Genomic DNA, 24,940 nt, shown 5'->3' with positions numbered 1-24,940 from the left:
CCCATCGGACTGTCCGATGGACCCATCGGAATCACGGCGTCGCGGGCCCGCCCGCCGCCGCGCCACGCTGCACGCATGACCACAGCCGAACCGACCGCCAGACCCGCCGCCGCACGGACCGACCCCGCCCCCCGCCGCACCTCCCGGCTCGCCTTCGCCGGGATCGCCACCGGGAACCTGCTCGTCCTGCTCGACACCACCATCCTCAATGTCGCCGTACCCGACATCCAGGCCTCGCTGCGGCCGGGTGCCGCCGCGCTGCCCTGGACCGTCGACGCCTACACCGTCGTCTTCGCCGGACTCCTGCCGGCCGGCGGTGTCTTCGCCGACCGCTGGGGCGCCCGCCGGGTCTACGCCGTGGCCCTCGGGCTGTTCGCCGCGCTGTCCGCGGCCTGCGCCCTCGCGCCCGGGGCGGCCGCGCTGATCGCCGGGCGGGCGCTGCTCGGGGCCGCCGGGGCCGGGCTGGTGCCCGCCTCCCTGGCCCTGCTCGTCCACCTGTACCCCGACCCCGGCCGCCGGACCCGCGCCATCGGCGCCTGGGCCGCGCTCAGCGGGCTCGGCGCGGCCGCCGGACCCGTGCTCGGCGGCGCCCTGGTCGAACTCGGCGGCTGGCGGCTGGTGTTCCTCGTCAACCCGCCGCTCGCCCTCGCCGCGCTCCTCCTCGCCCGCCGGCTGCCCGCGCCACCCGTACGGGCCGCCCGCGCCCTGGACCGGCCGGGACTGGCGCTGTCCACCGCCGGGCTCGGACTGCTCACCTTCGGGCTGGTCGAGGCCGGGATCGAGGGCTGGGGCGCGGCCCGCGCCCTGCTGCCGCTCGCCGCGGCGCTCGGCTGCTTCGCCGCCGTCGCCGTCGTGGAGCGCCGGGCCGCCGCCCCGGTGCTGCCGCCCGCGCTGCTCGCCCTGCCCCGGGTGCGGGCGGCGATGGTCGCCGCCGCGGTGTCCTGCTTCGCCTACTTCGGCGGGATGTACCTGCTCTCCGTGTGGCTCCAGCACACCTACCACCTGAGCCCCCTGCGCGCCGGACTGGCCTCGCTGCCGATGGCGTTCCCGGTGTGCGTGATGCCGTTCTTCACCGGGCGGCTCGTGGCCCGCTACGGCCCCCGTCCCGTGCTGCTGACCGGAATGACGGCCACCGCCGTCGCCGGCGCCTTGCTGGCCTGCGCGGGCGGCCACCGTCCGCCGCTGGCGCTGGTCCTCGCCGCCGAGCTGGCGCTCGCCGCCGCCGGCACGCTGTCCATCCCCGGTGCCGCCGCGGCGGTGGCCGTCGCGGCGCCCGCCGAGTACGCCGCGACGAGCCAGGGTGCGCTCAACGGCATACGGCAGGCGGGCTCGGCGCTCGGGGTCGCGGTGCTCGGGACGCTGGGGTCGCTCGGCGGGGCCGGGTGTCTGCTGGCCGGGGTCGGGGTGGCCGCCGTGCTGTGGGTGGCGCGTACCGGTGACTGAGCCCGCGCGCGTCACGGCGGCGCGTGCGGGGTCATCCGGTCGTCCCCGGGCGGTGAACGGGCCGCCGCCGCGCTCGTCCACCAGGCGCGGCAGGCCGCGGAGGCCGTCGCCGACCAAGCCCGGCACGTCCAGGCCACCGGCGCGGCCGGGGCCGGCGCGAGCGCGCCGCCGTGCGGGTTCCGGTGACGTGTTCCGGGGTGGGGGCGGTGGTGGTGGGCGCCGGGTACGGGGCGTCGGTCAGCTCAGGTGGTTTCGTCCGGGGCGCGGTGGAGCGTGGTGGGCGGCTCCGGTTGGGGGCCGGTGCGCGCGGTTCAGGCGGCGAGCGGGTGTGTCGCCGTGCGGATTCCGGTGATGGCGTCGGTCAGCTCAGGTGGTTTCGTCCGGGGCGCGGTGGAGCGTGGTGGGCGGCTCCGGTTGGGGGCCGGTGCGCGCGGTTCAGGCGGCGAGCGGGTTCAGCACCAGCGGCTCGATGCGGCCCTCCAGCATCTCGCCGAGGCCCTGGGCCGCGCAGATGTCCGGCCGCTCGGCGATGTGCACCGGCATGCCGGTGGCCTCCCGCAGCATCGTGTCGAAGCCCGGCAGCAGGGCCGAACCGCCCACCATCGTGATCCCCCGGTCGGCGAGGTCGGCCACCAGGTCCGGCGGGCAGTCCCGCAGCACCTGGCCGATGCCGTCCAGGACGGCGGTCAGCGGGGTCTGGATCGCGTCCCGTACGGCGGCGGTGTCGACCCGCACGCTGCGTGCGAGCCCGGTCGCCACGTCCCGCCCGTGGATCTCGGTCTGCGCCGGGCCCTCGGGGGTGAGGCCGTTGCCGGACAGGGCCAGTTGCAGCGGCCGTACCGACTGGCTGGGCAGTATCAGCTCGTGCGCGTGCCGCAGGTGCTGCACGATCGCGTGGTCCACGGCCTCGCCGCCCACCGGGATCCGCTCGGCGGTCACGATGGAGCCGAGGGAGAGGACGGCCACCTGGGTCGCCGCCGCCCCGCACACCATGATCATGGTGGCCTCGGGGCGTTCGACCGGCAGCCCGCACCCCACGGCGGCGGCGATCAGCGTGTCCACCAGCTCGACCCGGCGCGCCCCCAGCCCGACCAGCGTCTCGATGGTCGCCCGCTGGGCCAGCGGATCGGCGTCGTGCGGGGTGCAGGCCGCCGCGCGCAGCCGCAGGTTGCGGCGCAGGGCGCGGCGCATCTTGTCGCCGAGGAGCTGGCGCAGCATGCGCTGGGCCATCTCGATGTCCACCACCGTGCCGCCGGAGATGGGCCGGACGACCCGGATGTAGTCCGGCGTCCGTCCCGTCATCTGCTCCGCGAACTCCCCGACGGCGATCAGCGCGCCGGTACGGCTGTTGACGGCGGCCGCGGAGGGCTGGTCCACGACGAGACCGGCGCCCTTCACATACACCCGGGTGCGGGCCGCGCCCAGGTCGACGGCGAAATGGCAGCGGCGCAACTGCTCCAGACTGACGGTCACGGCGTTCCTCCCGGGTGCACGGGCCTTGGGGCGCCCGTCCGGTCGGCGGGCCTCATCGCTTCTGACTGCATCCTGCGCGGAGCGCGGGGGCGGTCGCCTCCTGGAGGGGGCCGGGTGGGGTGCCGCTGAATGGGGGGTTTCGGGCGCGGCTCACCGCTCGGTGGTGGACGGCGGGCCCGATCTCCCACTCAACTCCCCACTCGGTTCCCCACGCGGCGCACCCGCCGGGAGTGCGTGCCGTCCATCCCAGCCGCACCACCAGCTGCCCCTCGACCCGGCCCTTGGCGATGACGCCCCCGGCCTCGGCGGTCAGCTTCACGTCGAACTCCGGCTCGACCGTGCCGGGACGCGGGGCGCCGTCGCGGAAGACCCGCAGCGCCGACCGGGCGGCGGCGCGCACGCCGTCCAGGGCGCCCCCGAAGGAGCGGGCCGTACGGTCCAGCGCGCCCTCCTCCCGCCCGTCCCGTTTCTTTCCGCCGGCAGCCGCGTCCCCGGCCACCCCGGGCCGCGCCCGACGCTGTCCTCGCGGTCGGCGAGGCGCCCGGCGACCGGGGCCCGTCGAGGTGGTCAGGACCGGGAGGCCGGGTACGTGATTCCCCGGACCACGCCCAGGTCCACCAGGTCCTGCGGTCTGATCCGCAGGTGCCCGGCGGTCGCCTCGACCTCCTCCGGCGGGCGTTTGAGGATGGCCGCCGCGAGTTCCGGGGCGATCACCGAGAAGTAACTGTCCGGGGTGGCCCAGGTGTTGCCGGGCGCGGCCAGGGCGAGGGCGCCGCCGGAGCCGCCCTCGCCGATCACCAGGGTGGTCAGGGGGACGCGGGCGGCGGCCACGGCGCCGAACACCTCCGCGATCGCCGGCCCGGCCCCCTGCCGCTCGGCCTCCGCGTCGTTCGCGGCGCCCGGGGTGTCCACCAGCGTCAGCGCCGGGATGCCCAGCCGGTCCGCGAGCCGGATCAGCCGGGCGGCGGTGCGGTAGCCCGCGGGCCGGGTCGCCGTCCCGGTCTGCGCCGCGTAGGCCACGGTCCGGCCGTCCCGCTCGCCGAACCCGCAGAGCACGCCGTCGGGGTCCGCACCGCCGCACCGGTCGCCGCCGAGCGCGACCCGGCGGGTGAAGTACTCGTCCAGATAGGCCTGGGCGCGCGGGCGCTGGGGGGAGCGGGCGCGGCGGACGGCGTCCCACCCGGTGCCGGGCAGGTCCGCCCGCCCCAGCGCCGGGGGCACCTCGGCCCGCGCGGCCGGGCTGGTGAGCAGGCGCAGCCACAGCCCCAGGGTCCGCTTCAGCTCCGCCGTCGCCACGACCGCGTCGACCGCGCCCGTCGCCAGCTGGGACTCCGCCGTGTACGCGGCCGGGTCGGCGTCCGCCGGCCGTACCCGCGAGCCGGCGAAGCCCACCTGGACGCCGGGCAGGGCCAGGACGACGTCCGCGCCCGCGCCGAGGGTGGCCCAGCCGCCGCCGGTCGTCGGGTCCCGCAGCACCGCGACCTGCGGCAGACCCGCCTCGCGGGTGAGCACCGACTGCCGTGCCACGCGCTGGAGTTGGGTGAGCGCGAGCATGCCCTCCTGCATCCGGCTGCCCCCGGTCGCCACCAGCGGCACGACCGGCAGTCGGTGCGCACGGGCGTGGCCGTACGCCACCTCCAGCCGGTCCCCGGTGCGCTCGCCGAGCGAGCCGCCGAGGAAGCCGAACTCGAAGGCGACCAGCACGGCCGGGGTGCCGTCCACACGGCCGGTGCCGCAGACGACCGACTCCTCCTCGCCGGTCCGCTCCCGGGCGCGGGCGCGCGAGGCGTCGTAGCCCTGCCAGCCGAGGGGGCCGTCCGGCTTCGACCACCGTGCGGGGCCGGGGAGTTCGGTGAAGCTGCCGGGGTCCGTGACCAGGGTCAGGAACTCCCGGGCGCGGTGGCGCTCAGGCATCGGCCACCAGCGCGCGCTTCATGATCTTGCCCATGTCGTTGCGGGGCAGGGCGGCCAGGTGGTGGACGACGCGGGGCCGCTTGTGCGGGGCGAGCCGCCGGGCCACGTGATCGGCCAACTCCTCGGCGCCGGGCGGTCTCTGCGCGTCCGCCGGGACGATCCAGGCCACGATCCGCTCGCCCAGGTCCGCGTCCGGCTCGCCGGTGACGGCCGCCTCGCGCACCCCCGGGTGCTCCAGCAACGCGTTCTCGATCTCGCCCGCCCCGATCTTGTAGCCGCCGCTCTTGATCAGGTCGGTGGCCTTGCGCCCCACGATCCGGACGTACCCGTCCGGCTCGCGCACCGCCATGTCCCCGGTGCGGAACCAGCCGTCGGCGGTGAAGGCGGCGGCCGTGGCGTCGGGACGGTTGAGGTACTCGCTGAACAGGTTCGCCCCGCGCACCTGGATCTCGCCGACGCTCTCCCCGTCGTACGCGTCGATCTCGGTGCCGTCCTCCTCCACCAGCCGCAGCTCCACGCCCGGCAGCGGCACCCCGACGGTTCCGGGCCGGGCCTCGCCGTCGGCCCGGACGCTCGTGTTCATCAGGGTCTCGGTCATGCCGTAGCGCTCGATGACCCGGCGCCCGGTGGCCGCCGCGATCCGCTCGTGGTCGTGCACGGGCAGCGCGGCCGAACCCGACACCAGCAGCCGGGCCCGGCCGAGTGCCTCGGCCAGCTCCGGGTCGTCCGGCAGGGCCTCGGCGATGCGGTGGTACATCGTCGGCACCCCGAACAGCATGGTCGCGCCGGCGGACAGCTCCCGCGCGACGCCCTCGGTGCTGAACCGCCCCAGGTGCCGGACGCTGCCGCCGCGCCGCAGCGGGCCGAGGACGCCGAGCACGAGCCCGTGCACGTGGAACAGGGGCAGCCCGTGCACGAGCACGTCGTCGCCGGTCCACTGCCAGGCGTCGGCGAGGGCGTCGAGGGTGGTGGCGAGGGCGCGGCGGGGCAGGACGGCCCCCTTGGGCGGGCCGGTGGTGCCGGAGGTGTAGACGACGAGCGCGGGGGCCGCGTCACCGACGTCGCCGTCGCGGACGTCGCCGTCGCGGACGCCGACGGGCCCGGTGGCGGTCGCGTCGACGTCCAGCCGCGTCAGATCGCCGAGCGCGGACGGGAGTCGGGCGCCCGGTGCGGCCAGCAGCAGGGTGGGCGCGCTGTCGGAGACGATGTGCGCGAGTTCCTTGTCGCCCGACTTGGGGTTCAGCGGTACGGCGGCCGCGCCGGCGAGCAGTACGCCCGTCACGGCGACGGCGGTCTCCAGCTCCGGGGTGGCCCACACGGCGACCCGGCCGGCCCCGCGCAGCCGCCCGGCGAGCGCACCCGCGGCCGCCGCCAGCTCGCCGTAGGTCAGGGACCGCTCACCGAACCGCAGGGCGACCTTCCCCCGCACGTCGCCCGGGGGGACCCCCAGCTCGCTGCGCTCGCCCGGGTCGTCCGCCAGAGCGGGAAAGAGGGAGGACACGCGGCGCACTCCTTACTGCCGGCACCGCCGGCACTGCCGTAGACCGTAACCGCTGCTACTTCGCTGGACCGTCGGCACCCTTCCTACCCCACGGGCCTGCTCACCACCACCGTGCTCGGGCCGGCCGCGAGCCGCGTGCCTGCGCCGCGGTCCGGCCGTCGGCCATCGACCCGGGTATTGGACCGGGAAGGGCTTGGCACGGCAGCCTGGTGCCCGACAACGGACAGGGAACAGCGGGGAGTCGAGATGAACAAGGTGTGGCTGGTCACCGGGGCGAGCAGCGGGTTCGGGCGGGCGATCACCGAGGCGGCCGTCGCCGCCGGCGACACGGTGGTCGGCGCGGTCCGGCGCCCTGAGGCCCTGGACGATCTGGTGGCCGCCCATCCCGGCGCGGTTCACGCGGTGCGGCTGGACGTCACCGACACCGCCGCGATCGAGACGGCAGTGCGGGACGTCCTGGCCCGGCACGGGCGGATCGACGTGCTGGTCAACAACGCGGGCCGCACGCACGTCGGTGCCGTCGAGGAGACGACCGAGCAGGAGCTGCGGGACCTGTTCGACCTGCATGTCTTCGGACCCACGGCGCTCGTGCGGGCGGTGCTGCCGCACCTGCGGGAGCGGCGCTCGGGAGCGATCGTGCAGATGAGCAGCATGGGCGGGCAGATGTCCTTCGCGGGCTTCGGCGCGTACAGCGGGACGAAGTTCGCGCTGGAGGGCATCTCCGAGGCGCTCGCGGACGAGGTCGCCGAGTTCGGGATCAAGGTGCTGATCGTGGAGCCGGGCGCGTTCAGGACCTCGCTGTTCGAGGCTGACCGGGCCGGCGTCAGCTCCGACAGCGGGGTGTACGCGCGGGTCGGCGAGACCCGCGGTGCCGTCGCCGGCGGCCACGGCGGCCAGCCCGGCGATCCCGCCAAGGCGGCCGCCCTCATCCTGGCCGCGCTGGACGCCGAGCACACCCCGCTGCGGCTGCCGCTCGGCGACGACGGGGTGAGCGCGGTCCTCGCCCACCTCGACCGGACCCGCGAGGACGTCCTGGCCTGGGAGAAGCGGACCCGGGCGACGGGCTTGGACGTCTGAGCCGGTGCTCCTCACGGCGGCACGGCGCGCACGATCCGCATCCCCCTTTAAGTCCGCGCGGTCGCGGCGCACCTCCAGGCCCGCCGCCCGGCACTGCTCGACCGGCCAGGGGGACGGGATCCGCAACTCGGGGTAGCTGCCCGCCTGTTGGTTCCGCGAGCCGTCCGTCCGCGTGTGGAGCAGGCCGTGGACGATCACGGTGTCCTCGTCGCGGTATTCCAGGAAGCAGGTGAGGAGCCGGTCGTCGCTGCCGCGTACGGGGATGAAGCGGTCGGTGCCACGCAGCTCCGCTGTGAGGTCGCGGCAGGTCACGACGAGGTGGCCGCCCGGGGCGAGGGAACGGGCGATGCGGCCGGGCAGCACGGGGACGTCCGCCTTGGACGGCAGGTGGGCAAGGGTGTCGCCCATGCGGACGACGGCCGCGACCGTGCCCGGCCCGGCTGCCTCGGGCAGCACGGCCCGGATGCCGCCGTGCACCGGCCGCACCACGCCGGCACCCCGGGCGTGCGCGACGAGTTCGTCGGGCAGGCTGCGGCTGGTGTCCACGTGCTCTCCGGCGGCGACGACTTCCTCCTGCACGCCGTCGTGCTGGACCTCGACCACCTGCGCGCCTTCCTGACCGACCGGCTCCGCAAGCGCGGTGAGATCACCTGCTTCCGCACCTCGGTCATCTTCCAGCAGGCGAGCACCACCGCCCCCGCACGCCTTCCCGCGCCCGACCGATGCCGTGACCGCGCGGGGCGCAGCGCTCAGCCGCCGACGACGGCCGTCCGCTGCAGCAGCCCCCAGGTGAACTCGGCGACCACCTCGTGCCGTACGCCCGCCCGGTCCGGCGCCGTGAAAGCGAGGCCCCACCGGGTCGGTGCGGTGCCCTCCAGGGGGCGGGCCGGGGCGAAGGCGCGGGCGGCCTCCTCCACCGTGCAGGACCAGGGGGCCAGGTCCTCCAGGGTCTCCAGCCGCGGTGCCGGGGCCCCGGGCGCGCGCACCAGCCACTCGTTCCACACCGCCCCGTCCGGCCCGACCAGCGCCTCGAAGCGCAGGTCGGGCCAGAGGGGCAGGGCCCAGCGGCGGGCCTCGCAGCCGACGTCGCCGAGGCGGCGGGGCAGGACCGACTCGGGCGGGCCGAGGACCGAGCGGTACCGGGCGGCGGCGGAGCGGGAGCGGGGTGAGCGGACCATCGCCTGCCACCGCTTGTTCGCCTCCCGCATGTCCGCGACCGACGCGCCCAGGGAGCGCCGGGCGTCCTCGACCAGGCCCGGGTTGTGGTCGGCCATGCGCCGCAGAAGCACCAGCTGGAAGTCGACGTCCATGCCCTTCATGGTGCCCGGCGCGCCCTTCCCGGCGTCCGGGGTGCTCCCGCCCATTGCCCGTACCCCTCCCCGTGATTAGCCTGTGTTCGTCATGCCGATCGCCTGTTGATATCTCGAACGTCCTGCGGCGAGCTGTCGAACGGGCGCCAGACCCAAGGGAGGGGGCCGACGTGGGACGCCTCGTGCCTGCCGTGACCCGGGCTCTCGACATTCTTGAGCTGTTCCTCGACGGGGACGGGACGCTCTCCGCCCCCGACATCGTGCGCAAGCTGCAACTGCCGCGCACCACCGTGCACGAGCTGGTCACCACGCTCGCCGCACGGTCGTACATCGTGCCCGTTCCGGGACAGCCCGGACGTTACCGGCTCGGGGTGCGCCCGTACCAGCTCGGCAGCCGCTACGCCGAGCAGCTCGACCTCGCCGCCGAGGGGCAGCAGGTGGCCCGCTCGGTCGCGGAGACCTGTGACGAGACGGTGCACGTGGCGATCCTGGAGGGCACCGACGTCATCTACATCGCCAAGGTCGACTCCACGCACGCGGTGCGCATGGTCTCGGCCGCCGGGCGCCGGCTCCCGGCCCACTGCACCTCCGTCGGCAAGATGCTGCTGGCCTCGCTGCCGCAGCAGGAGCTGACGGCGCGCGTCCCGGACGACGCCGAACTGGCCGCGATGACGCCGAACAGCATCACCGAACCGGCCGCGCTGCGCGAGGCGCTCGCGGAGATCCGGCAGCGGGGGATCGCGGTGGAGAGCCGCGAGTCCAACCCGGACGTGAGCTGTGTGGCCGCGCCGGTCCGTGACCGCACCGGCCAGGTGGTCGCGGCCCTGTCCATCTCGGTGCCGATGATCCGCTGGAGCGACGAGCGCCGCACGGAGCTGGAGCAGCTGGCCGTGAAGGGCGCGGCGGACCTGTCCGAGCGGCTCGGCCACCGGAGCGCGGAGTGAGCGGGCGCGGGACGGTGGCGCATGAGGTCGCGGTGCGGGCGGAGGCGACCCTCGGCGAGGGCCCGACGTGGGATCCGGCGGCGGGGCGGCTGCTCTGGCTGGACATCCTGGGCATGCGCCTGCACACGTACGACCCGGCGACGGGCCGGCGCACGGTGCGCACGACGGAGCAGCACGTGGGCGCGGCCAAGCCCCGCGCCGGCGGCGGCCTGGTGCTCAACCTCCGCGACGGCGTGGGCCTGCTGGACCCCGACGGCGGCTTCCGCTGGCTGCACCACGAGCCGGTGCCGGGGCGCCGCGCGAACGACGCCGCCGTGGCGCCCGACGGGTCCCTGTGGGCGGGCACGATGCGCTACGACGAGGCGCCGGGCGGCGGCACGCTGACCCGGCTGACGGGCGACGGTACGACGCAGACGGTCCTGCCCGACGTCGCGGTCAGCAACGGCACGGGCTGGAGCCCGGACGGCCGCCTGATGTACTACGTCGACAGCCCGACCCGCCGGGTGGACGTCTTCGACCACGACGGCGAGCGGGTGACCGGCCGCCGCCCGCTGGTGGAGATCGAGGAGGGCGCCGGCTTCCCGGACGGCCTGACGGTCGACGCGGAGGGCTGTGTGTGGGTGGCCCTGTGGGACGGCGGAGCGGTGCGGCGCTACACGCCGGACGGCCGGCTGGACCGCGTGATCGGGCTGCCGACGGCGCGGACGACGGCCTGTGCGTTCGGTGGTGCGGGGCTGAGGGACCTGTACGTCACGACTGCGCGGGTCGGGCTGGAGCCGCCGGATCCGCTGGCGGGTTCGCTGCTGGTGATTCCCGGAGCGGGGGAGGGGCTGGCGCAGCCGGCGTTCCAGGGCTGACACCGCCGAGGGGCCGGGCCGCGCCGGCCCTCACTCCGGCACCGGCACCCTCGCCGCCGCCCGGGCCCGTACCGCCTCGATCTCCTGCCACCCGCGCAGGGCGCGGGAGACCGGGGCGATGTCGCTGAGCAGGCTCGCCGGGTCGGGGCCGGCCGGTGCCGGTGTGCGGTGCCGGTGCTCGATCGCGTCCAGGACGGCGACGGCCGCCGCCAGCGCGCGGGCGCGGTCGGCCGGGTGGCCGAGGGCGAGCGCGGCGTCGTACGAGCGGGCCGCCAGGTCGGTGTCGAGGCGGCGGGTCAGCGGCAGCAGGACGTCCCGGACGAAGGTCTCCCGGCGGATGAGGCGCAGTTCGGGTGTGGCGCGGAGCGTGAACGGCACGCCCTCGCCGCTCACCGTGCGCATCAGCCGGTACAGCGGCCCCAGTTCATGGTGGGCGAGGTGGATCCGCCAGCGGTCGTGGAGGTACTGGCCGGCGTGCGGGAGGATGAAGCCGGCCGCGACCAGGATCGCGGAGAGCGAGGCGACCGGCGGTGCGAGGTTCGTGCTGAGCCAGTCCAGATCGTGCCCGGACCACCGCGCGCCCACGGCCGTCAGCTTGGCCGCGTCGAATACCAGGTTGAGCGCGTACCCGGCGCCCAGCAGCCTCAGCCCCCAGCGCAGCCAGGCGTCCAGCCCCTCGGTGTGCGCCCAGTTCCGGATGAGCCAGGAGGCGACCGTACAGGCCACGGCGTGCGCGCCGAGGTACAGCAGGATCTCCTCGCGCATGAACGGCGTGTTCGCGTAGTAGGTGTCGAGGTCCTGCACGCGCTCCAGGGGCGCGTCCGCCCACAGGTACAGCGCCCACAGCGCGACGATCACCCCGGAGTACGCCGAGACCACCCGGCGCACCGTGCGCCGGGTCGCCACCGGGCGGCCGGACAGGCCGTCGCGCCAGGTCACGATGAGCAGCAGGCCGGAGGCGGACATCGCGGTGATGAGCGAATAGCACCAGGGCGCCGCGAGGTTGGGCACCCCCGTCAGCCGGTTGACCCGGTGGATCATGGACGGGGAGCAGAACACGAACACCGCGCAGGCGAGCAGCAGCAGGCCGCCGACCGCGCGCAGCAGCGGGTCCCGCCACAGCCGGACGATGGCGGGCAGTTTGAGCACCAGCGCGGCGGTGAGCAGGGCCGTGGGGACCCAGAAGGAGATGTAGAACCGGCCGAGGAACTCCGGGGGGTCCAGCGCCAGCTGTCTCACCGGGCGGCTCCGCCCCGTCCGGTGAAGCCGAGGACCCGCTGGACCGCGTCGGGCGGGGCGGGGCGCGGGCCGCCGTGCAGACCGTCGCGGAAGAGGGTGGCCAGCCGGTGCCCGAAGTCGTCCGCCTCGGCCTCGTCGGCCTCCCGTGAACCGTTGCGGGCGGCCACCGTGAGCGCGTCCCGCAGCCCGCCCGGCGCCTCGGCGAACGCGCGCGCCGCCACGTCACCGCTCAGGTGGTGGTGCCGGTGCCCGGCGTGCAGATGCCACAGCTCATGGCCCAGGATCACCAGTTGCTGCACGGGCGCGGCCCGGTCCTCCACGATCACCAGGTCGAAGTCGGCGAACTCCACGCACAGCCCGGTGACGGCGAGTTCGTCGGGGAAGCGCTCGAAGCGCAAGTCCACGGGCCGCCCGCCGCGCCGCGCGCTCATCTCCTCGCACAACGCCCGGCACAACTCCCTTACCCCGTCCGGCGTTCGGGGGCGGGCGCGAACGGCGTCCGCGAGGTCGCGGGCCAGCACGCGCATCGTCGCCCCCGGGCGGGATGAGAGACGTCGGGAGGGTCGCAGTCGTCCGGCCAGGCGTGCCAGCCGCTCTCGCGCGCCCGCCATGACCATCGGCTCTCCCTTCCGCTGGACAGAGCGTACGCGTCTGGTTGTGTCCCCGTCAGGGGCGACGAGAAAACCGGCGATGAGCTTGCGCCCCACCCATTGACGGCGGAAGCGCCGGGAATCTACGGTCCCGTTCGAAGTTACGAGCATTATTCGATATGCCGAACGACAGGGGACGGTGGGGGCAAGGTATGGGACAACCTGGCCTGAATCGCAGACAACTGCTGGGAGCCGCCGGCGGGTTGGCGGTGGCCGCGAGCTTCGGCTTCGCCGCGCTCGGCACCGGAGCCGACGCGCTCGCCTCCACCGTGCGCACCCGGGTGCGCTACTGGAACCTCTTCAGCGGCGGCGACGGCTACAACATTGACAGTACTGGCTGTACTACGCCGTCTCCTCCTGGGGCACCAACCACTCCGCGATCGGGGTCGCCACCTCCCCGTCCGGCCTGCCCGGCACCTGGACGGACCACGGCCCGGCGTTCACCTCGCAGAAGTCCGACGCCTGGAACGCCATCGACCCGGCCGTCATCCGCGCCGACGGCAGGCTGTGGATGGCGTTCGGCTCCTACTGGACCGGCATCCGCATGGTCGAACTGGACCCGAGGACCGGCAAGGCCGTCCCGGGCGCCGAGGTCCGCCACCTGGCCACCCGCCCCGACGCCCCCTACGCGGTCGAGGGCGCCTCGATCCTCCACCACGGCCGGTACTACTACCTCTTCGCCTCCTACGACGCCTGCTGCCAGGGCGTGAACTCCACCTACAAGATCCGTGTCGGCCGCTCGACCTCGGTGACCGGCCCGTACACCGACAGCACGGGCACACCGATGCTGGACGGCGGCGGCGACCTCTTCCTGGCCTCCCACGGCCGGTACACCGGCCCCGGCGGCGAGTCGACGTTCCGCACCCACGGCACGACCTGGCTGGCCTACCACTACTACGACGCGAACGACAACGGCACCCCGAAGCTGGGCCTGAACGAGCTGGGCTGGCGTGCCGGATGGCCTGTTCTGAAGTGACCCGGAAGGACCTCATGAGCAAGAGCACCACCGCCCGCTTCACCCTCGACCCCGCCTTCACCGTCGGCGAGGTCAGCCCCCGTCTCTTCGGCTCCTTCGTCGAACACCTCGGCCGCTGCGTCTACACCGGCATCTACGAGCCGGAACACCCCTTGGCCGACGAGGCCGGACTGCGCACCGACGTCCTGGAGCTGGTCCGCGAACTCGGCGCGACGGCGATCCGCTACCCCGGCGGCAACTTCGTCTCCGGCTACAAGTGGGAGGACAGCGTCGGACCGGCCGAGGACCGCCCCCGCCGACTGGACCTCGCCTGGCACTCCACCGAGACCAACCGCTTCGGCCTGTCCGAATACATCGCCTTCCTGAAGAAGGTCGGCCCCCAGGCCGAGCCCATGATGGCCGTGAACCTCGGCACCCGAGGCGTGGCCGAGGCCCTCGAACTCCAGGAGTACGCCAACCACCCCTCCGGCACCGCCCTGTCCGACCTGCGCGCGGCCCACGGCGACAAGGATCCCTTCGGCATCCGCCTGTGGTGCCTGGGCAACGAGATGGACGGCCCCTGGCAGACCGGGCACAAGACGGCCGCCGAGTACGGCCGGCTCGCCGCCGAGACCGCACGGGCCATGCGCCAGCAGGACCCCGCCGTCGAACTGGTCGCCTGCGGCTCCTCCAGCCAGGCCATGCCCACCTTCGCCGAGTGGGAGGCGACCGTCCTGCAGGAGGCGTACGACCTGGTCGACTACATCTCCCTGCACGCCTACTACGAGCCCGTGGACGGCGACATCGACTCCTTCCTGGCCTCGGCCGTGGACATGGAGTCCTTCATCGAGAACGTGGTCGCGACGGCCGACCACGTGGGCGCGCGGCTGAAGTCGAAGAAGAGGATCAACCTCTCCTTCGACGAGTGGAACGTCTGGTACCTCTCCCGCTGGGAGGAGCACGCGCGGACCATCGACCAGTCCGACTGGCCCCAGGCGCCCCGCCTGCTGGAGGACAACTACAGCGTCACCGACGCCGTCGTCCTCGGCTCGCTCCTCATCGCGCTGCTGCGCCACGCCGACCGCGTCACGGTCGCCTGCCTGGCCCAGCTGGTCAACGTGATCGCGCCGATCATGACCGAGCCGGGCGGCCCGGCCTGGCGGCAGACGACCTTCTTCCCCTTCGCGCAGGCCTCGAAGTACGGCCGCGGCGAGGTGCTCGACGTGCGCGTGGACTCCCCGACGTACGAGACGAAGAAGTACGGCGAGGCCGACCTGCTGCACGCCACGGCGGTCCGCGCCGCCGACGGCACGGTCACGGTGTTCGCCGTCAACCGCAGCCGCACGGACGCCCTGCCCCTCGAAGTCGCCCTCAACGGGCTGGAGTTGAGAGCCGTCACCGAGCACAGCGCCCTCGCGGACGCCGACCCCGACGCCCGCAACACCCTGGACGACCCCGAGCGGGTCGCCCCGCACCCGGTCGAGGGCACCGCCGTCACGGACGGCACCCTCACCGCCGTACTGGAACCGCTGTCCTGGAACGTGATCAGACTGGCGTGACCGGCAGGCCCCCCTGCGCGCTGCCGAGCAGGGTGAGGCGTACGGACCCGGGGCCCGACAGCGTGGTGAACTCCGAGAGGACCGCCAGCGCGAGGGTGTTGGTGCCCCGGGTGCGCAGGACGCCGTTCGGCAGGACGAAGGTGTGCTGGGGGCCGACGTCGTTGATGTACTGGCCCAGGTTCCAGCCGTTGAGGAAGATCTGCGCGCGGTAGGCGCGGTACGGGTCGTCCTCCAGGGTCAGGCCCACCGACGCGTCGACGTCGGCCGGCACGGACAGCCGGAAGGCGGTCCGGTACCAGGTCACGCCCTGGTACCGGGCGGTCCGGGGGAAGGCCACCGGCTCCCAGTCGTGGTCCTCCCGGAAGTCCGGCAGATGCCAGCCGTGCCGCTCGCCGTACAGGCCGCCGTTGTTCATCGGCCCGCGCACCGGGTCCGGGGCCGCCTCGCCCTGGATCCGCCACGTCACCTCCGGGGAGGCGCCGCCGAAGCGGGCGGCCGTCAGCCCCCTGGCCGCCTTGTGCGTGTCGCGCGCCGCGCCGTCCTGGTCGTGCTGCATCCGGCGCACGAGCACGGACAGCACGTGCCGGCCGGGCGAGCGCAGCGCCTGGCGCACCGGGAGGACGGCCGTCGCCTGCCAACTTCCCCGCCGCACGGAGGAGACGTCCGGCACGGGCATCCGGTGGGTGCCCAGCGGCTCCCCGTCCAGCCAGGCCATCAGCAGCCCCTGGGTGCCGGCGGCGTAGTCGAGGGACAGCTCCTGAAGGCCGCTCGAGTCGGAGAAGGTGCCCCGGTACCAGACGTCCCCGTAGTGGAAGCCGTAGTCGTCGGCGAACAGCACCGGCTGCCCGGCGGGGACCGGCGTCGTCGAACGGGACGTCTTCCTGTCGGCGGTCCGCCACCCGGAGTCGTCGAAGCTCGGCCCCGCCTCCGGGTTCTCCCGGCGCATCCGCCAGCCGTCCAGGACCGGCAGCCGCACCTCGGGCACGCCCGGTAGCATGCCGCTGCTCATCAGGCTGCCGGACAGGGTCACCCGGGTGGGCAGCTCGCGCCCGTTCCACACCACGGTGTCGACCCCGCGCGGAGCCCAGACCTCCATGGCCGTGGTGTCGGTGACGTCACCGGTCAGATGGACGGCCGAGCCGCGCACCTCCGCGTGGCGCAGCAGTGCCGGACCGTAGACGAGCACGGTCCCGGACGGGGTGTCGTAGGGGAACAGGCGCGTGGCGGTGGCGTCGTCGCCGAAGAGCAGCACCAGCGGGGTGTCACTGCCGCCCTTCTGCACCAGCACGCGGGTCAGCCCGCCCTCGCCGAGGGGACTGGTCACGCGCAGCTCGTCGGCGTCGTCGTAGACCCAGGCGGCCTCCGGGTCCAGGCGCATCACCGACGGCTCCTCCGGTGACGTGAGCACCAGCTCGGCCATGTCGTTCGTGCGCCCCGTGAACAGGACGACGTCCTGCCGCCCGGCCGTCACGAGGAAGACCGGCTGGGCGGTGGCGTACTTCAGCGTCCGCTCACCGAGCCGCAGCCCGGTCACTAGCAGCCGGGCGTCCTCGGCGGGCACGGTGACGCGCAGCTCGCCGGCGTCGGTGGGCAGGTAGGTGGTCACCGGCGCGGTGCCGTCGTTGCGGGCGACGTAGACGTGGGCGCCGGTGTCCGGATTGGCCAGGTGGTAGACCTTCAGCCCCCTGGCCTCGACCGCCTCCGCCCGGTCCAGCTTCGCGAAGTCGGGCACGCGCTGGAAGAGATGGCCCAGCTGGTGCATCGGCGCGATCTTCGCCGTGACGTTGCGGGCCTCGTCGATCGCCGCCCCGTAGTCGTACGACGTGTAGACGACGGGCGCGGGCAGCCAGCCCCACGAGGTCCCGCCGAAGGTCATGTACACGTTGTGGAGGGTGAGCCCGTTGGCGAGGTTGGTGAGGTGGAACCGGCGCTCGTAGGCGGCGTCCCGCGTCCGCCGCGCCTCGGCGTAGCCCTTGCCGCCGAACGTGGCCCCGCCCCACGGATCGAACCAGCCGCCCCCGAACTCCGGCATGAAGCCGGGCGTTGACGGCGAGGCACTGGCCCCGCCCTTCGCGCCGCCGGGCCCGTACCGCCCCCAGTCCGGCGGGGTGCTGGACGGCGACGGGTACCCGTCGAACCCGTAGAGCCAGCCGCCCTCCTCACCGCCGGTGTCGAACGACCCGGGCACCCAGTACCCGTTCCTGCCCTTGTCGTTGTGGAACAGCGGTACGTCGATGCCGTCGGCCCGCACCTTCTTGTACAGGTGGGACATGTACCGGCGGCCGGTCGCGTCCCCGGCGTGGGCGTCGTACTCGTTCTCGATCTGGTACAGCAGGACCGTGCCCCTGCCCTGCGTGTAGAGGTGCTCGCGGGCGATGCCGTTGACCCGCGTCAGCCACTCGTCGGCGTGCGCGAGGTAGCCGGGGTCGTCGGTCCGCGCGGTGCCCTCGGTCACGGTCAGCCAGCCGGGGAAGCCGCCGCCGTCGACCTCGGCGTTGATGTACGGCCCCGGACGCAGGATGACGTACAGCCCGGTCTCGGCGGCCATGCGCAGGAACAGGCCGAGGTCCCGCACGCCGGTGAAGTCGTACGTGCCCGGTGCCGGGGAGTGGTAGTTCCAGGCGACGTAGATGCTGACCGCGTTGTACCCGTGCGCCCGCATCTTCTGCAGGACGTCCCGCCACAGTGCCGGACTCGGCAGCCGGAAGGGGTGGAACTCCCCGGACCAGACGACCACCCGCCTGCCGTCCACGAGCAGCGAGTACCGGTCGTAGCCGATGGTGTGCTGCGCGCCGTCCACGCGCGGCGGCAGCGGCGCGGGCCCGGTGGGCAGGCTGCCGTCGCCGCGCGCCGCGAACGCCGAGGGCGCCCCGGAGCCGCCGCTGCCGCCCAGGGCGAGCCCGAGCGCGGCCGAGCCGGCCAGGGCACTGAAAGTACGTCTGCTGAAGCCCAAGGTGGATCCTCCCGGGCGGCGATCTTACGGGGCGCGGGTCCGGCCGTTCTCACCGGAGCGACGCCCCACAATGGACCCATGAGGATCTCGGCGCGGGCGGACTACGCGGTACGTGCGGTTCTGGAACTGGCCGTACGGCAGGGTAACGGCCCTGTGAAAGCAGAGGAAATCGCCGCCGTCCAGGACATCCCCCACAAGTTCCTGGAGGGCATTCTGGGCGACTGCCGGCGTGCCGGGATCGTGGAGAGCAGGCGGGGCGGAGGCGGTGGCTACCGGCTCGCCGGGGACGCGGCGGCGATCACCGTGGCCGACGTCATCCGGGCGGTCGACGGCCCGATCGTCTCCGTACGCGGCGAACGCCCGACCGGCCTGTCCTACACCGGCACGGCCCAGCCGCTGCTCCCTCTCTGGATCGCCCTGCGTGCGGGCGTCCGCCGCATCCTGGAGGGCGTGACGGTCGCCGACCTCGCCGAGGACGCGCTGCCGGAAGCGGTGCGCGCGCTGGCGGCGGAGCCGGCGGCCTGGGAGAACCCGTAGCGCGGGCAGCGTGACGGTGGCCGCGCCGCACGGTACCGGATACCTTCGGTTGCGCACGTTTAGCCGCTTTCATCCGTTGTTGTCCCGCTGGATGCGGGCGCCCGAGGAGGAGGTAACCGGTGGAGACCCTGCGCCCGGCCCAGGTCCACATCCAGAGCCGGGAGTGCGACCGGGAGATCCTGGCGCGGTTCGCCGGCGCGACGTTCTTCCCGGAACGGCTGCTCGGCTGGGCGATCGTCGACACGGTGTGCCGGGCCGGCGGCCGCCTGCTGTACGTCACCGCCCCACCGCCGCTGGACGCCGACGAGCAGGTCGACTACTACCTCGGGCTGCTGGGCGCCGGGTACGAGGACGCGCGGGACCGGGTGCGCCTCGCGGGCGTGGACGACGCCGGTGCCCGCTGGCTGAGCGAGAAGGTCCTCGATCCGGACGACCCGGGGGCCGCGCGGGTCCGTGCGGCCGTCCGCGCCTTCGTGGACGACCAGCGGCGGGCCGGCGCCGACGTCCGGCTGGACTACTTCGAACCGTCCGCCCCGCTGGAGCGCTTCGCCCGCGAACTGGGGGTGCCCGGCAACCAGCCGCCCTCGTCCTGCATCCCGCTGGGCACCAAGCACGCCGGCCGCCGGCTGTTCGCCGAGGCGGGCATCCCGGTCCCCGAAGGCTCCGCGGAACTGCGCCACACCCTCGCCGGCCTCGCCGCGGACGTGGCGCGGATGGCGCGGTCGGGGCACCGCGCGGTGGTCGTCAAGCTCGACGACGCAGCCTCCGGGGCCGGGCTCGGCAACGCGCTGCTGGACCTCGGCGGCCTGGGACCGACACCGGGGACGGACGACGGCGCGCTGACCGACCGCGTGCTCGCCGCGTTGCCCCGCGCCACTCTGGTGGACCCCGGGATCACCTGGGACGACTACGTCCGGACGATGGAGAGGTCCGGTGCCCTCGTGGAAGAGTGGATCAAGGACGACGCGCTGCGCAGCCCCAGCTTCCAGGGCAGGATCACCGACGGCGGCGCGGTCGAGGCGGTCTCCACCCATGACCAGGTGCTCGCCGGCCACCGCCAGAGCTACGTCGGCTGCCGGTTCCCGGCGGACGCCGCGTACCGGCACACGCTCATCGACTACGGGCTGCGGGTCGGCAGGGCGTTGCGGGAGCGAGGGGTGGACCGGGGTGACTACGGGGTCGACTTCCTCGCCCGGCCCGCCGCCGGGGGCTGGCAGGTCCTCGGGTGCGAGATCAATCTGCGGGGCACCGGGACCAAGCACGCCTTCGGCATCGTCTCGGCGCTCCTGGGCACGCGGGCGACGCCGGACGGCCGCCTGGTCGCCGGCGGGCCCGGCGGCCCCGAGCGCGTCTACGAGGCCTCCGACAGCATCGTGGACCCGCGCTACGTGGGCCTGCGGCCGGCCCAGCTGATCCGCGCGGTCGCCGGCTCCCCCCTCGGCTACGACCCCGGGCGCGCGACGGGCGTGGTGCTGCACATGATGAGCGCCGCCGCCGGGTCCGGGAAGTTCGGCGCGGTGTGCGTCGGGGCGGACCGGGCCGAGGCGGCGGCGTTGCTGCGGGGGCTGCGGGAGCTGGTGGACGAGCGGGTGGGGCACGCAGTGGGCTGAGCGGGGTCCCGGACGACGCGTGAAAGACCGGAAGTGAATGGCCGGAGTTCACCCTCCCGGGCCGGTGCGGTCCGTCCCTACGATGCCCACGCCTCCCGCCCTTCACAGGGCACCCACAGTTTCTTCAAGGAGAAACCATGGCTGGTGCACTCCTCCTGAGCGGCGCCGTAGCCGCTCTGCTCACCACCGCACTGCCCGCCAGCACACCCGCCTCGGGCGTGCTGGACAACCCGCCCCCCGACAAGATCGTCATCGACGTGGCGACGGTGAACGGCTCCGGTTGCCCGGAAGGCACGGCCGCCGTCGCCGTCTCGCCGGACAACACGGCCTTCACGGTCACCTACAGCTCCTACCTCGCCCAGGCCGGCGGCACCTCCGACCCCACGGCCTTCCGCAAGAACTGCCAGCTCAACCTGATCGTCCACGTCCCGCAGGGCTTCACCTACGCCGTAGCCAGCGCGGACTACCGGGGCTTCCTCTCCCTCCAGCCCGGCGCGACGGCCACCCAGAAAGCCTCGTACTACTTCCAGGGCTCCTCCCAGACCGTCCCGAGGACCCACCCCTTCACCGGCGCCTACAACGACGACTGGCAGGCCACCGACAGCACGGACTGGGCCCAGCTGGTCTGGGCGCCCTGCGGAGTGCTGCGCAACTTCAACATCAACACCGAGCTGAGGGTGAGCGCCGGCACCCAGAACCCGGACAAGGTCAGCTTCATGACCATGGACTCGACGGACGGCGACATCAGCACGGTGTACCACCTGGCGTGGAAGCAGTGCCCGGCTAGCTGACCGGCGTCGGGCCGGCTGCGCCCCTCGCTCACGGCGCCCGTGCCAGCCGGCCCGACGATGTGAGGCGTACGAGTTGCTGTGGGAACCGTTGACTCGCAAACCATTCGATTCCACGGTCCGTTCGAGTCGGCGATCGATGTTCGTTGTGTCGAACGGAGCTGCAACGAAGCGCACCCGCACCGCACTTCTCGCCGTACCCGCCGCGATCCTGCCCGCCCTCGTCCCGGGCACCGCGTCCGCGTACCCCAACCCCGGCACGGTCACCGGGGACGTCGTCGTCCACGATCCGACGATGATCCGCACGCCACCTCCGTCACCGGGCCGTACTACGACAAGAGCGGCGTCGCGATGACGAACAGCGGCGGCACCCCGGTGCTGGAGTCGCACGGCAGCGTCACCGGCTCCGGCGGGCAGTCCGTCATGCACGACACCGACGGTGACCTGATCGTGTACCACTACTACGACGGCAGCGACAACGGCACCCCGAAGCTCGGCGTCAACCTGCTGAACCGGTCGACCGGTTGGCCCGTCGCCTGTTGAGCCCCCGCCGCCCATGGGGCCCCTCGCTCATGCCAGCCTCGTGTCCTTGACCGCCAGCTCCCGGTCGCCCTGCCGGTAGTCCACGGTGCGGATGCCCAGCGCGGACTTGAGCTGCCGGGCGGGCACGACCTGGGGAGTGGGGGCGGGGGCCCGTCCCGGCTTCGGCAGTGGGTAGGCCGTGGTGGTGGCGGAGTGGAAGGTGATGTTGCCCTCCGTCTTGGTGAACAGCTGGTGGACGTGTCCGTTGAGGCAGGTCACCGAGGAGAACCGGCGCAGGAGCGCGATCACCTTCAACGCGTCGTCCGTGCTCCAGCCCCACCGGGGGTACATGGCGAACAGCGGGATGTGGCTGAAGACCACGATCGGGGTGTCCGCCGACAGTCCCGCCAGGTCCTTGCGTACGAAGTCGATCTGCTCGGTGCCGAGGTGGCCCAGCTTCTCCAGGTGCAGGGTGTTGACCAGGGCGAGGAAGTGCACGCCGTGGGTGTCGAAGCTGTACCAGCCGTCGCCGAGCGTGCCCCGGCCGAAGATCTGCCGGTAGGCGCGGCCCGCGTCGCCGATGGCGTCGTGCTCGCCGGGCACGGTGAAGACGCGGTCCGTCTGCAGCCTGGTCATCATCTGTCTGACCTGGTCGAACTGGGCCGCCGTGGACAGGTGCGTCAGGTCGCCGCTGTGCATGACGAAGTCCGGCCGGAAGCCGAGCGAGTTGACCTGGCCGATCGCTTCGGTGAACGAGCCGGCCACGTCCAGGTTCGCCGGCCCGTGGAAGCCGATGTGGCTGTCGGAGACCTGCACGAACCGCAGGGCGCCGCTGGCTCCCGCGGCGGCGGCCTCGGCGACGGTGCCCCGGGGGCCGGCGATGTGGCTGGTCACCTCCCCGCCCGCCACGGTCAGTACGACGGCCCCGCCGAACCACCCGGCGTGCCGCAGCAGTTGGCGTCGCGTCATGTCGTGTTCCCCGGTCATCGGGTCACCACCACCTTGGCCGTCATGAAGGGATGGATGGTGCAGAGGTAGGCGTAGGTGCCCGGCGTGGTGAACCGGTAGCTGTAGGTGGCGTGGGTGGCCAGGGCGGGCGAGTGCAGCGGTCCGCCCGGTCCGGCGCTGGTGACGGTGTGGGCGTCGGTGTCCTGGTTGGTCCAGGTCACCGTCGTGCCCGCGGTGACCTTCAGCGTTTCCGGGGAGAAGGCGAAGTTCTTGATCGCCACGGCTTCTGCGGCCACCGGCGCATCGGCTGCGCCCGGCTTCGGCGAGCTCGGGGACATGTTCATGCCCGGCATCCGCGAGGCGCCGGGCATTCCGGCCACCTGGTGCTGGCCGGGGCCGGCTGTGATGGCACCGGCCGTGGGGGAGTGCGGGGACTGGCCGCACGCGCTCAGGAACCCCAGGGCGGCTGCCGTCGTGGCTGTGAGCCCGGCCGCGACGCGTGATCGCCGGCCGGCGTGACCAAGGTTCGGGTACATGGTGTTCGTTCCTCGTGTGTCGAAGCTCTTGCCCGACTCCACGGGCGACGCTGCCGTCCGGTTCGGCGGATACACCCTTTTTCTCGGCATATCGACGGATACGACAAAAGCGCGTTCATGGGTAATGATCGTCTTATGCCATGGAGTGCCCGTAAACGTGGCCAAACAGCCGATACGGATCGCTCCGCGCGCCGTGTCTCTGGTGAGGGGACCGTGTCGGCCACGGACGAGGAGCTGATCCGCGCCCTGTACGCCGAGCACGCGGGCCCCCTGTTCCACTACGTGCTGCGTCTGACGTCAGGAGACCGGCAGTGGGCCGAGGATGTCGTACAGGAGACGCTGCTGCGGGCGTGGCAGCACCCGACCGCGTTCGAGCCCCGACGCGGTCCCGCCAGGGCGTGGCTGTTCACGGTCGCCCGGCACCTGGTCATCGACGCCCACCGGGCCCGGCTGGCCAGGCCGGCGGAGACCGGCGGCGAGGCCCTGGAGCGGGCCGCCGAGCACGCGGTGGGCGAGGACCAGATCGAGCAGGCGCTGCAGAGCTGGGCCGTGGCCGACGCCCTGCGGACGCTGTCCCCGGACCACCGCGCCGTGCTGATCGAGACGTACTACCGGGGCCGCACCATGGCGCAGGCCGCGGGCGAGCTGGGCATCCCGCTGGGCACGGTCAAGTCGCGGACGTACTACGCCCTGCACGCCCTCCGGCTCGCCCTGCAGGAGCGAGGCATCGAGCCATGACCGAGGCGCGGAGGAGGTGCCGGCCATGAACACGGACCATGACGCCCTGCGGATGGCGCTGGGGGCGTACGTCCTCGGCGCGCTGTCCCCGGCCGAGACGGAACAGGTGCGCGCTCACCTGGAGACATGCGACGCATGCCGGGCGGAGCACGAGCAGCTGGCCGGACTGCCGGCGCTGCTCGCGATGGTCACAGCGGCCGAAGCGGCAGGTCGGACGGTACCCGCCGGCAACGACGAGCTGGCCGACGGCCTGGTGCGGCGGGCGGCCGAGAGCGCGCAGGGCGCCGCGCGGGCACCGTCCGGCATGTCCGCGACGCCTCGGGCTCCCGGGGCGGGGCTGGTGGAGAGGATGCTCCAGCAGGCCGCGGCCAGGCGCCGCAGGACCTGGCGGTGGCAACTGGCCGGCGCGGCCGCCTCCGTGATGCTGGTCGCCGCGGGGGCGGTCGGCGGAACCCTGCTGGCGATCGGCACCTCCGTGACCAGTGCGGGCAAGCAGCCCGGACCTGCCGCGCCGACTCCGTCGCGCACCTTCTCCGGAACCGACTCCACCACCGGCGTCACCGCCTCCGTGAAGGTCTTCCCCTCGGCCTGGGGCAGTGTCCTGGAGGTCTCGGCCCATGGTGCGCCGGCCGGTATGGTCTGCCGACTGCGGGCCGTCGGTCCCGGTGGGACCAGGGCGGACGCGGCTACCTGGCGGGCCGGGGCGTACCCGACCGGTACGAAGGTCCCAGGGGCGATCCCCATGCGTCCGGGAGCCGTCGAGCGCTTCGAGATCATCGACGCGGCGAACGGCCGGAAGCTGGTCACGATCCGGGCGTGAGATCCACCGAAAGTCGTCAACCCGGCAAAAAGGTACGAATAACTCGAACCATATGCCACTCGCCGTTCGTAGTACCAGATGAGCGCTCACACGCAGGTTCCGCACCCACACAGAAGAGCCAGAAGACCATGTTTGTGACCGATTCCGAGTGCATCAGCTCACGGCCCTGCTTCCATCGGGCGACGCTGACCCTGCCCGCGCAGGAGGCCCATGTGTCCGCCGCGCGTCACTTCACGGCGGACCTGCTGGACTGCTGGAGCGTTCCCGAGCGCGAGCGTGACTCCGCCGTTCTCATCGTCGACGAACTCACTGCCAACGCCGCCCAGTACGGCCGCGCGAGCATGACGCTGGTCCTCGTCCTCGACCATGGCGCCCTGTACATCGTGGTCAGTGACTCGGGAACCGCGGTGGAGCGCGGTGCGCACGATGTCGCCCCGGACGAACACGGCCGCGGCACGGGCATCGTCAGGTACCTCGCGCAGTCGACCGAGATCCGCCAGACGCGCAGCGGCCGGGAGGTCCGCGCCTGTCTCCGGTGCCCGGCATGACCGGCCCCGGCGGACGGT

At 73.7% G+C, this 24,940-nt stretch carries 22 protein-coding genes and 3 pseudogenes; 15 read left to right on the top strand and 10 right to left on the bottom strand.

Going from position 1 to position 24,940, the window contains the following annotated elements; translation table 11 throughout:
• The first annotated feature begins 75 nt into the window (after positions 1-75).
• A complete protein-coding gene (locus ACZ60X_RS03365) occupies positions 76-1,443 on the top strand; it encodes an MFS transporter (protein ID WP_469592693.1) in 1,368 nt (455 codons plus the stop codon).
• 435 nt (positions 1,444-1,878) lie between these two features.
• On the opposite strand, the gene ACZ60X_RS03360 is transcribed toward ACZ60X_RS03365, so the two are convergent.
• From ACZ60X_RS03360 to ACZ60X_RS03345, 4 genes are all read right to left on the bottom strand, one after another.
• The gene (locus ACZ60X_RS03360) at positions 1,879-2,916 is read right to left on the bottom strand and encodes a rod shape-determining protein (RefSeq protein ID WP_469592691.1); all 1,038 of its coding nucleotides are present in this window, start codon (positions 2,914-2,916) and stop codon (positions 1,879-1,881) included.
• A 52-nt stretch (positions 2,917-2,968) separates the two neighbouring features.
• Entirely contained in the window at positions 2,969-3,415 is a 447-nt protein-coding gene (locus ACZ60X_RS03355) for a CU044_2847 family protein (RefSeq protein WP_469592689.1), read from the bottom strand.
• Between the two features lie 68 nt (positions 3,416-3,483).
• Entirely contained in the window at positions 3,484-4,830 is a 1,347-nt protein-coding gene (locus ACZ60X_RS03350; RefSeq protein WP_469592687.1) for a carboxyl transferase domain-containing protein, read from the bottom strand.
• On the bottom strand, positions 4,823-6,331 hold the full coding sequence (locus tag ACZ60X_RS03345) for an acyl-CoA synthetase (protein ID WP_469592685.1): 1,509 nt from the start codon (positions 6,329-6,331) through the stop codon (positions 4,823-4,825). The genes ACZ60X_RS03350 and ACZ60X_RS03345 overlap by 8 nt, the downstream gene beginning before the upstream one ends.
• 246 nt (positions 6,332-6,577) lie before the next feature.
• Between ACZ60X_RS03345 and ACZ60X_RS03340 the strand changes: the two genes are divergently transcribed.
• Both ACZ60X_RS03340 and ACZ60X_RS03335 read left to right on the top strand, forming a co-directional pair.
• Positions 6,578-7,408 (top strand): oxidoreductase, encoded by an 831-nt coding sequence (locus ACZ60X_RS03340; protein ID WP_469592682.1) that lies wholly within the window; start codon positions 6,578-6,580, stop codon positions 7,406-7,408.
• 174 nt (positions 7,409-7,582) lie between these two features.
• Positions 7,583-8,026 (top strand): annotated as a pseudogene (locus ACZ60X_RS03335) (hypothetical protein); the annotation flags it as partial.
• A gap of 131 nt (positions 8,027-8,157) precedes the next feature.
• Here ACZ60X_RS03335 and ACZ60X_RS03330 read toward each other — a convergent pair.
• Positions 8,158-8,727, bottom strand: a complete 570-nt coding sequence (locus ACZ60X_RS03330) for a hypothetical protein (protein ID WP_469593014.1) — start codon at positions 8,725-8,727, stop codon at positions 8,158-8,160.
• A 161-nt stretch (positions 8,728-8,888) separates the two neighbouring features.
• Between ACZ60X_RS03330 and ACZ60X_RS03325 the strand changes: the two genes are divergently transcribed.
• Both ACZ60X_RS03325 and ACZ60X_RS03320 read left to right on the top strand, forming a co-directional pair.
• Complete coding sequence (locus ACZ60X_RS03325; RefSeq protein WP_469592680.1) at positions 8,889-9,662, top strand: IclR family transcriptional regulator; 774 nt, start codon at positions 8,889-8,891, stop codon at positions 9,660-9,662.
• Complete coding sequence (locus tag ACZ60X_RS03320) at positions 9,659-10,519, top strand: SMP-30/gluconolactonase/LRE family protein (protein WP_469592678.1); 861 nt, start codon at positions 9,659-9,661, stop codon at positions 10,517-10,519. Before ACZ60X_RS03325 ends, ACZ60X_RS03320 begins: the two co-directional genes overlap by 4 nt.
• A gap of 30 nt (positions 10,520-10,549) precedes the next feature.
• Here ACZ60X_RS03320 and ACZ60X_RS03315 read toward each other — a convergent pair whose 3' ends face one another.
• Together ACZ60X_RS03315 and ACZ60X_RS03310 are read right to left on the bottom strand one after the other, a co-directional pair.
• A complete protein-coding gene (locus ACZ60X_RS03315) occupies positions 10,550-11,758 on the bottom strand; it encodes a DUF6545 domain-containing protein (RefSeq protein ID WP_469592676.1) in 1,209 nt (402 codons plus the stop codon).
• Positions 11,755-12,375 (bottom strand): toxin-antitoxin system, toxin component family protein, encoded by a 621-nt coding sequence (locus tag ACZ60X_RS03310; RefSeq protein WP_469592674.1) that lies wholly within the window; start codon positions 12,373-12,375, stop codon positions 11,755-11,757. The genes ACZ60X_RS03315 and ACZ60X_RS03310 overlap by 4 nt, the downstream gene beginning before the upstream one ends.
• A gap of 185 nt (positions 12,376-12,560) precedes the next feature.
• Here ACZ60X_RS03310 and ACZ60X_RS03305 point away from each other — a divergent pair.
• The 3 genes and pseudogenes from ACZ60X_RS03305 to arfA form a co-directional block, all read left to right on the top strand.
• Positions 12,561-12,734: pseudogene (locus ACZ60X_RS03305) on the top strand (extracellular solute-binding protein); the annotation flags it as partial.
• A gap of 11 nt (positions 12,735-12,745) precedes the next feature.
• Positions 12,746-13,384: an arabinan endo-1,5-alpha-L-arabinosidase gene (locus tag ACZ60X_RS03300; RefSeq protein WP_469593012.1), complete on the top strand. Its 639-nt coding sequence runs from the start codon at positions 12,746-12,748 to the stop codon at positions 13,382-13,384.
• Between the two features lie 14 nt (positions 13,385-13,398).
• Positions 13,399-14,922, top strand: a complete 1,524-nt coding sequence (arfA, locus tag ACZ60X_RS03295; RefSeq protein ID WP_469592672.1) for an arabinosylfuranosidase ArfA — start codon at positions 13,399-13,401, stop codon at positions 14,920-14,922.
• Here arfA and ACZ60X_RS03290 read toward each other — a convergent pair.
• Positions 14,909-17,875, bottom strand: a complete 2,967-nt coding sequence (locus ACZ60X_RS03290; protein ID WP_469592670.1) for a glycoside hydrolase family 35 protein — start codon at positions 17,873-17,875, stop codon at positions 14,909-14,911. The two genes, arfA and ACZ60X_RS03290, sit on opposite strands and share 14 nt — an antisense overlap.
• 78 nt (positions 17,876-17,953) lie before the next feature.
• On the opposite strand from ACZ60X_RS03290, the gene ACZ60X_RS03285 reads away from it, so the two are divergent.
• The 4 genes and pseudogenes from ACZ60X_RS03285 to ACZ60X_RS03270 all read left to right on the top strand — a co-directional run.
• Positions 17,954-18,412 carry an RrF2 family transcriptional regulator gene (locus ACZ60X_RS03285; RefSeq protein WP_469592668.1) on the top strand — a complete coding sequence of 153 codons (459 nt, stop codon included), beginning with the start codon at positions 17,954-17,956 and terminating at the stop codon, positions 18,410-18,412.
• A gap of 119 nt (positions 18,413-18,531) precedes the next feature.
• Positions 18,532-20,022, top strand: a complete 1,491-nt coding sequence (locus ACZ60X_RS03280; protein WP_469592665.1) for a peptide ligase PGM1-related protein — start codon at positions 18,532-18,534, stop codon at positions 20,020-20,022.
• Between the two features lie 137 nt (positions 20,023-20,159).
• Entirely contained in the window at positions 20,160-20,813 is a 654-nt protein-coding gene (locus tag ACZ60X_RS03275; protein ID WP_469592663.1) for a DUF4360 domain-containing protein, read from the top strand.
• A gap of 303 nt (positions 20,814-21,116) precedes the next feature.
• Positions 21,117-21,353 (top strand): annotated as a pseudogene (locus ACZ60X_RS03270) (arabinan endo-1,5-alpha-L-arabinosidase); the annotation flags it as partial.
• A gap of 27 nt (positions 21,354-21,380) precedes the next feature.
• Here the strand turns inward: ACZ60X_RS03270 and ACZ60X_RS03265 are convergent.
• Positions 21,381-22,319 carry a metallophosphoesterase family protein gene (locus ACZ60X_RS03265; RefSeq protein ID WP_469592660.1) on the bottom strand — a complete coding sequence of 313 codons (939 nt, stop codon included), beginning with the start codon at positions 22,317-22,319 and terminating at the stop codon, positions 21,381-21,383.
• On the bottom strand, positions 22,316-22,816 hold the full coding sequence (locus tag ACZ60X_RS03260; RefSeq protein WP_469592658.1) for a cupredoxin domain-containing protein: 501 nt from the start codon (positions 22,814-22,816) through the stop codon (positions 22,316-22,318). Before ACZ60X_RS03260 ends, ACZ60X_RS03265 begins: the two co-directional genes overlap by 4 nt.
• A 135-nt stretch (positions 22,817-22,951) precedes the next feature.
• On the opposite strand from ACZ60X_RS03260, the gene ACZ60X_RS03255 reads away from it, so the two are divergent.
• The 3 genes from ACZ60X_RS03255 to ACZ60X_RS03245 all read left to right on the top strand — a co-directional run bounded on the left by ACZ60X_RS03255 (position 22,952) and on the right by ACZ60X_RS03245 (position 24,922).
• Positions 22,952-23,554: a sigma-70 family RNA polymerase sigma factor gene (locus ACZ60X_RS03255; protein WP_469592656.1), complete on the top strand. Its 603-nt coding sequence runs from the start codon at positions 22,952-22,954 to the stop codon at positions 23,552-23,554.
• A gap of 25 nt (positions 23,555-23,579) precedes the next feature.
• Complete coding sequence (locus ACZ60X_RS03250) at positions 23,580-24,374, top strand: anti-sigma factor family protein (RefSeq protein ID WP_469592654.1); 795 nt, start codon at positions 23,580-23,582, stop codon at positions 24,372-24,374.
• 134 nt (positions 24,375-24,508) lie between these two features.
• Complete coding sequence (locus tag ACZ60X_RS03245; protein WP_469592652.1) at positions 24,509-24,922, top strand: ATP-binding protein; 414 nt, start codon at positions 24,509-24,511, stop codon at positions 24,920-24,922.
• Positions 24,923-24,940 lie beyond the last annotated feature (18 nt).

This window comes from Streptomyces sp. NPDC104106 (assembly GCF_055584345.1).
The sequence above is the reverse complement of the archived record's forward strand: the minus strand, read 5'-3'. Positions and strand labels throughout refer to the sequence as shown.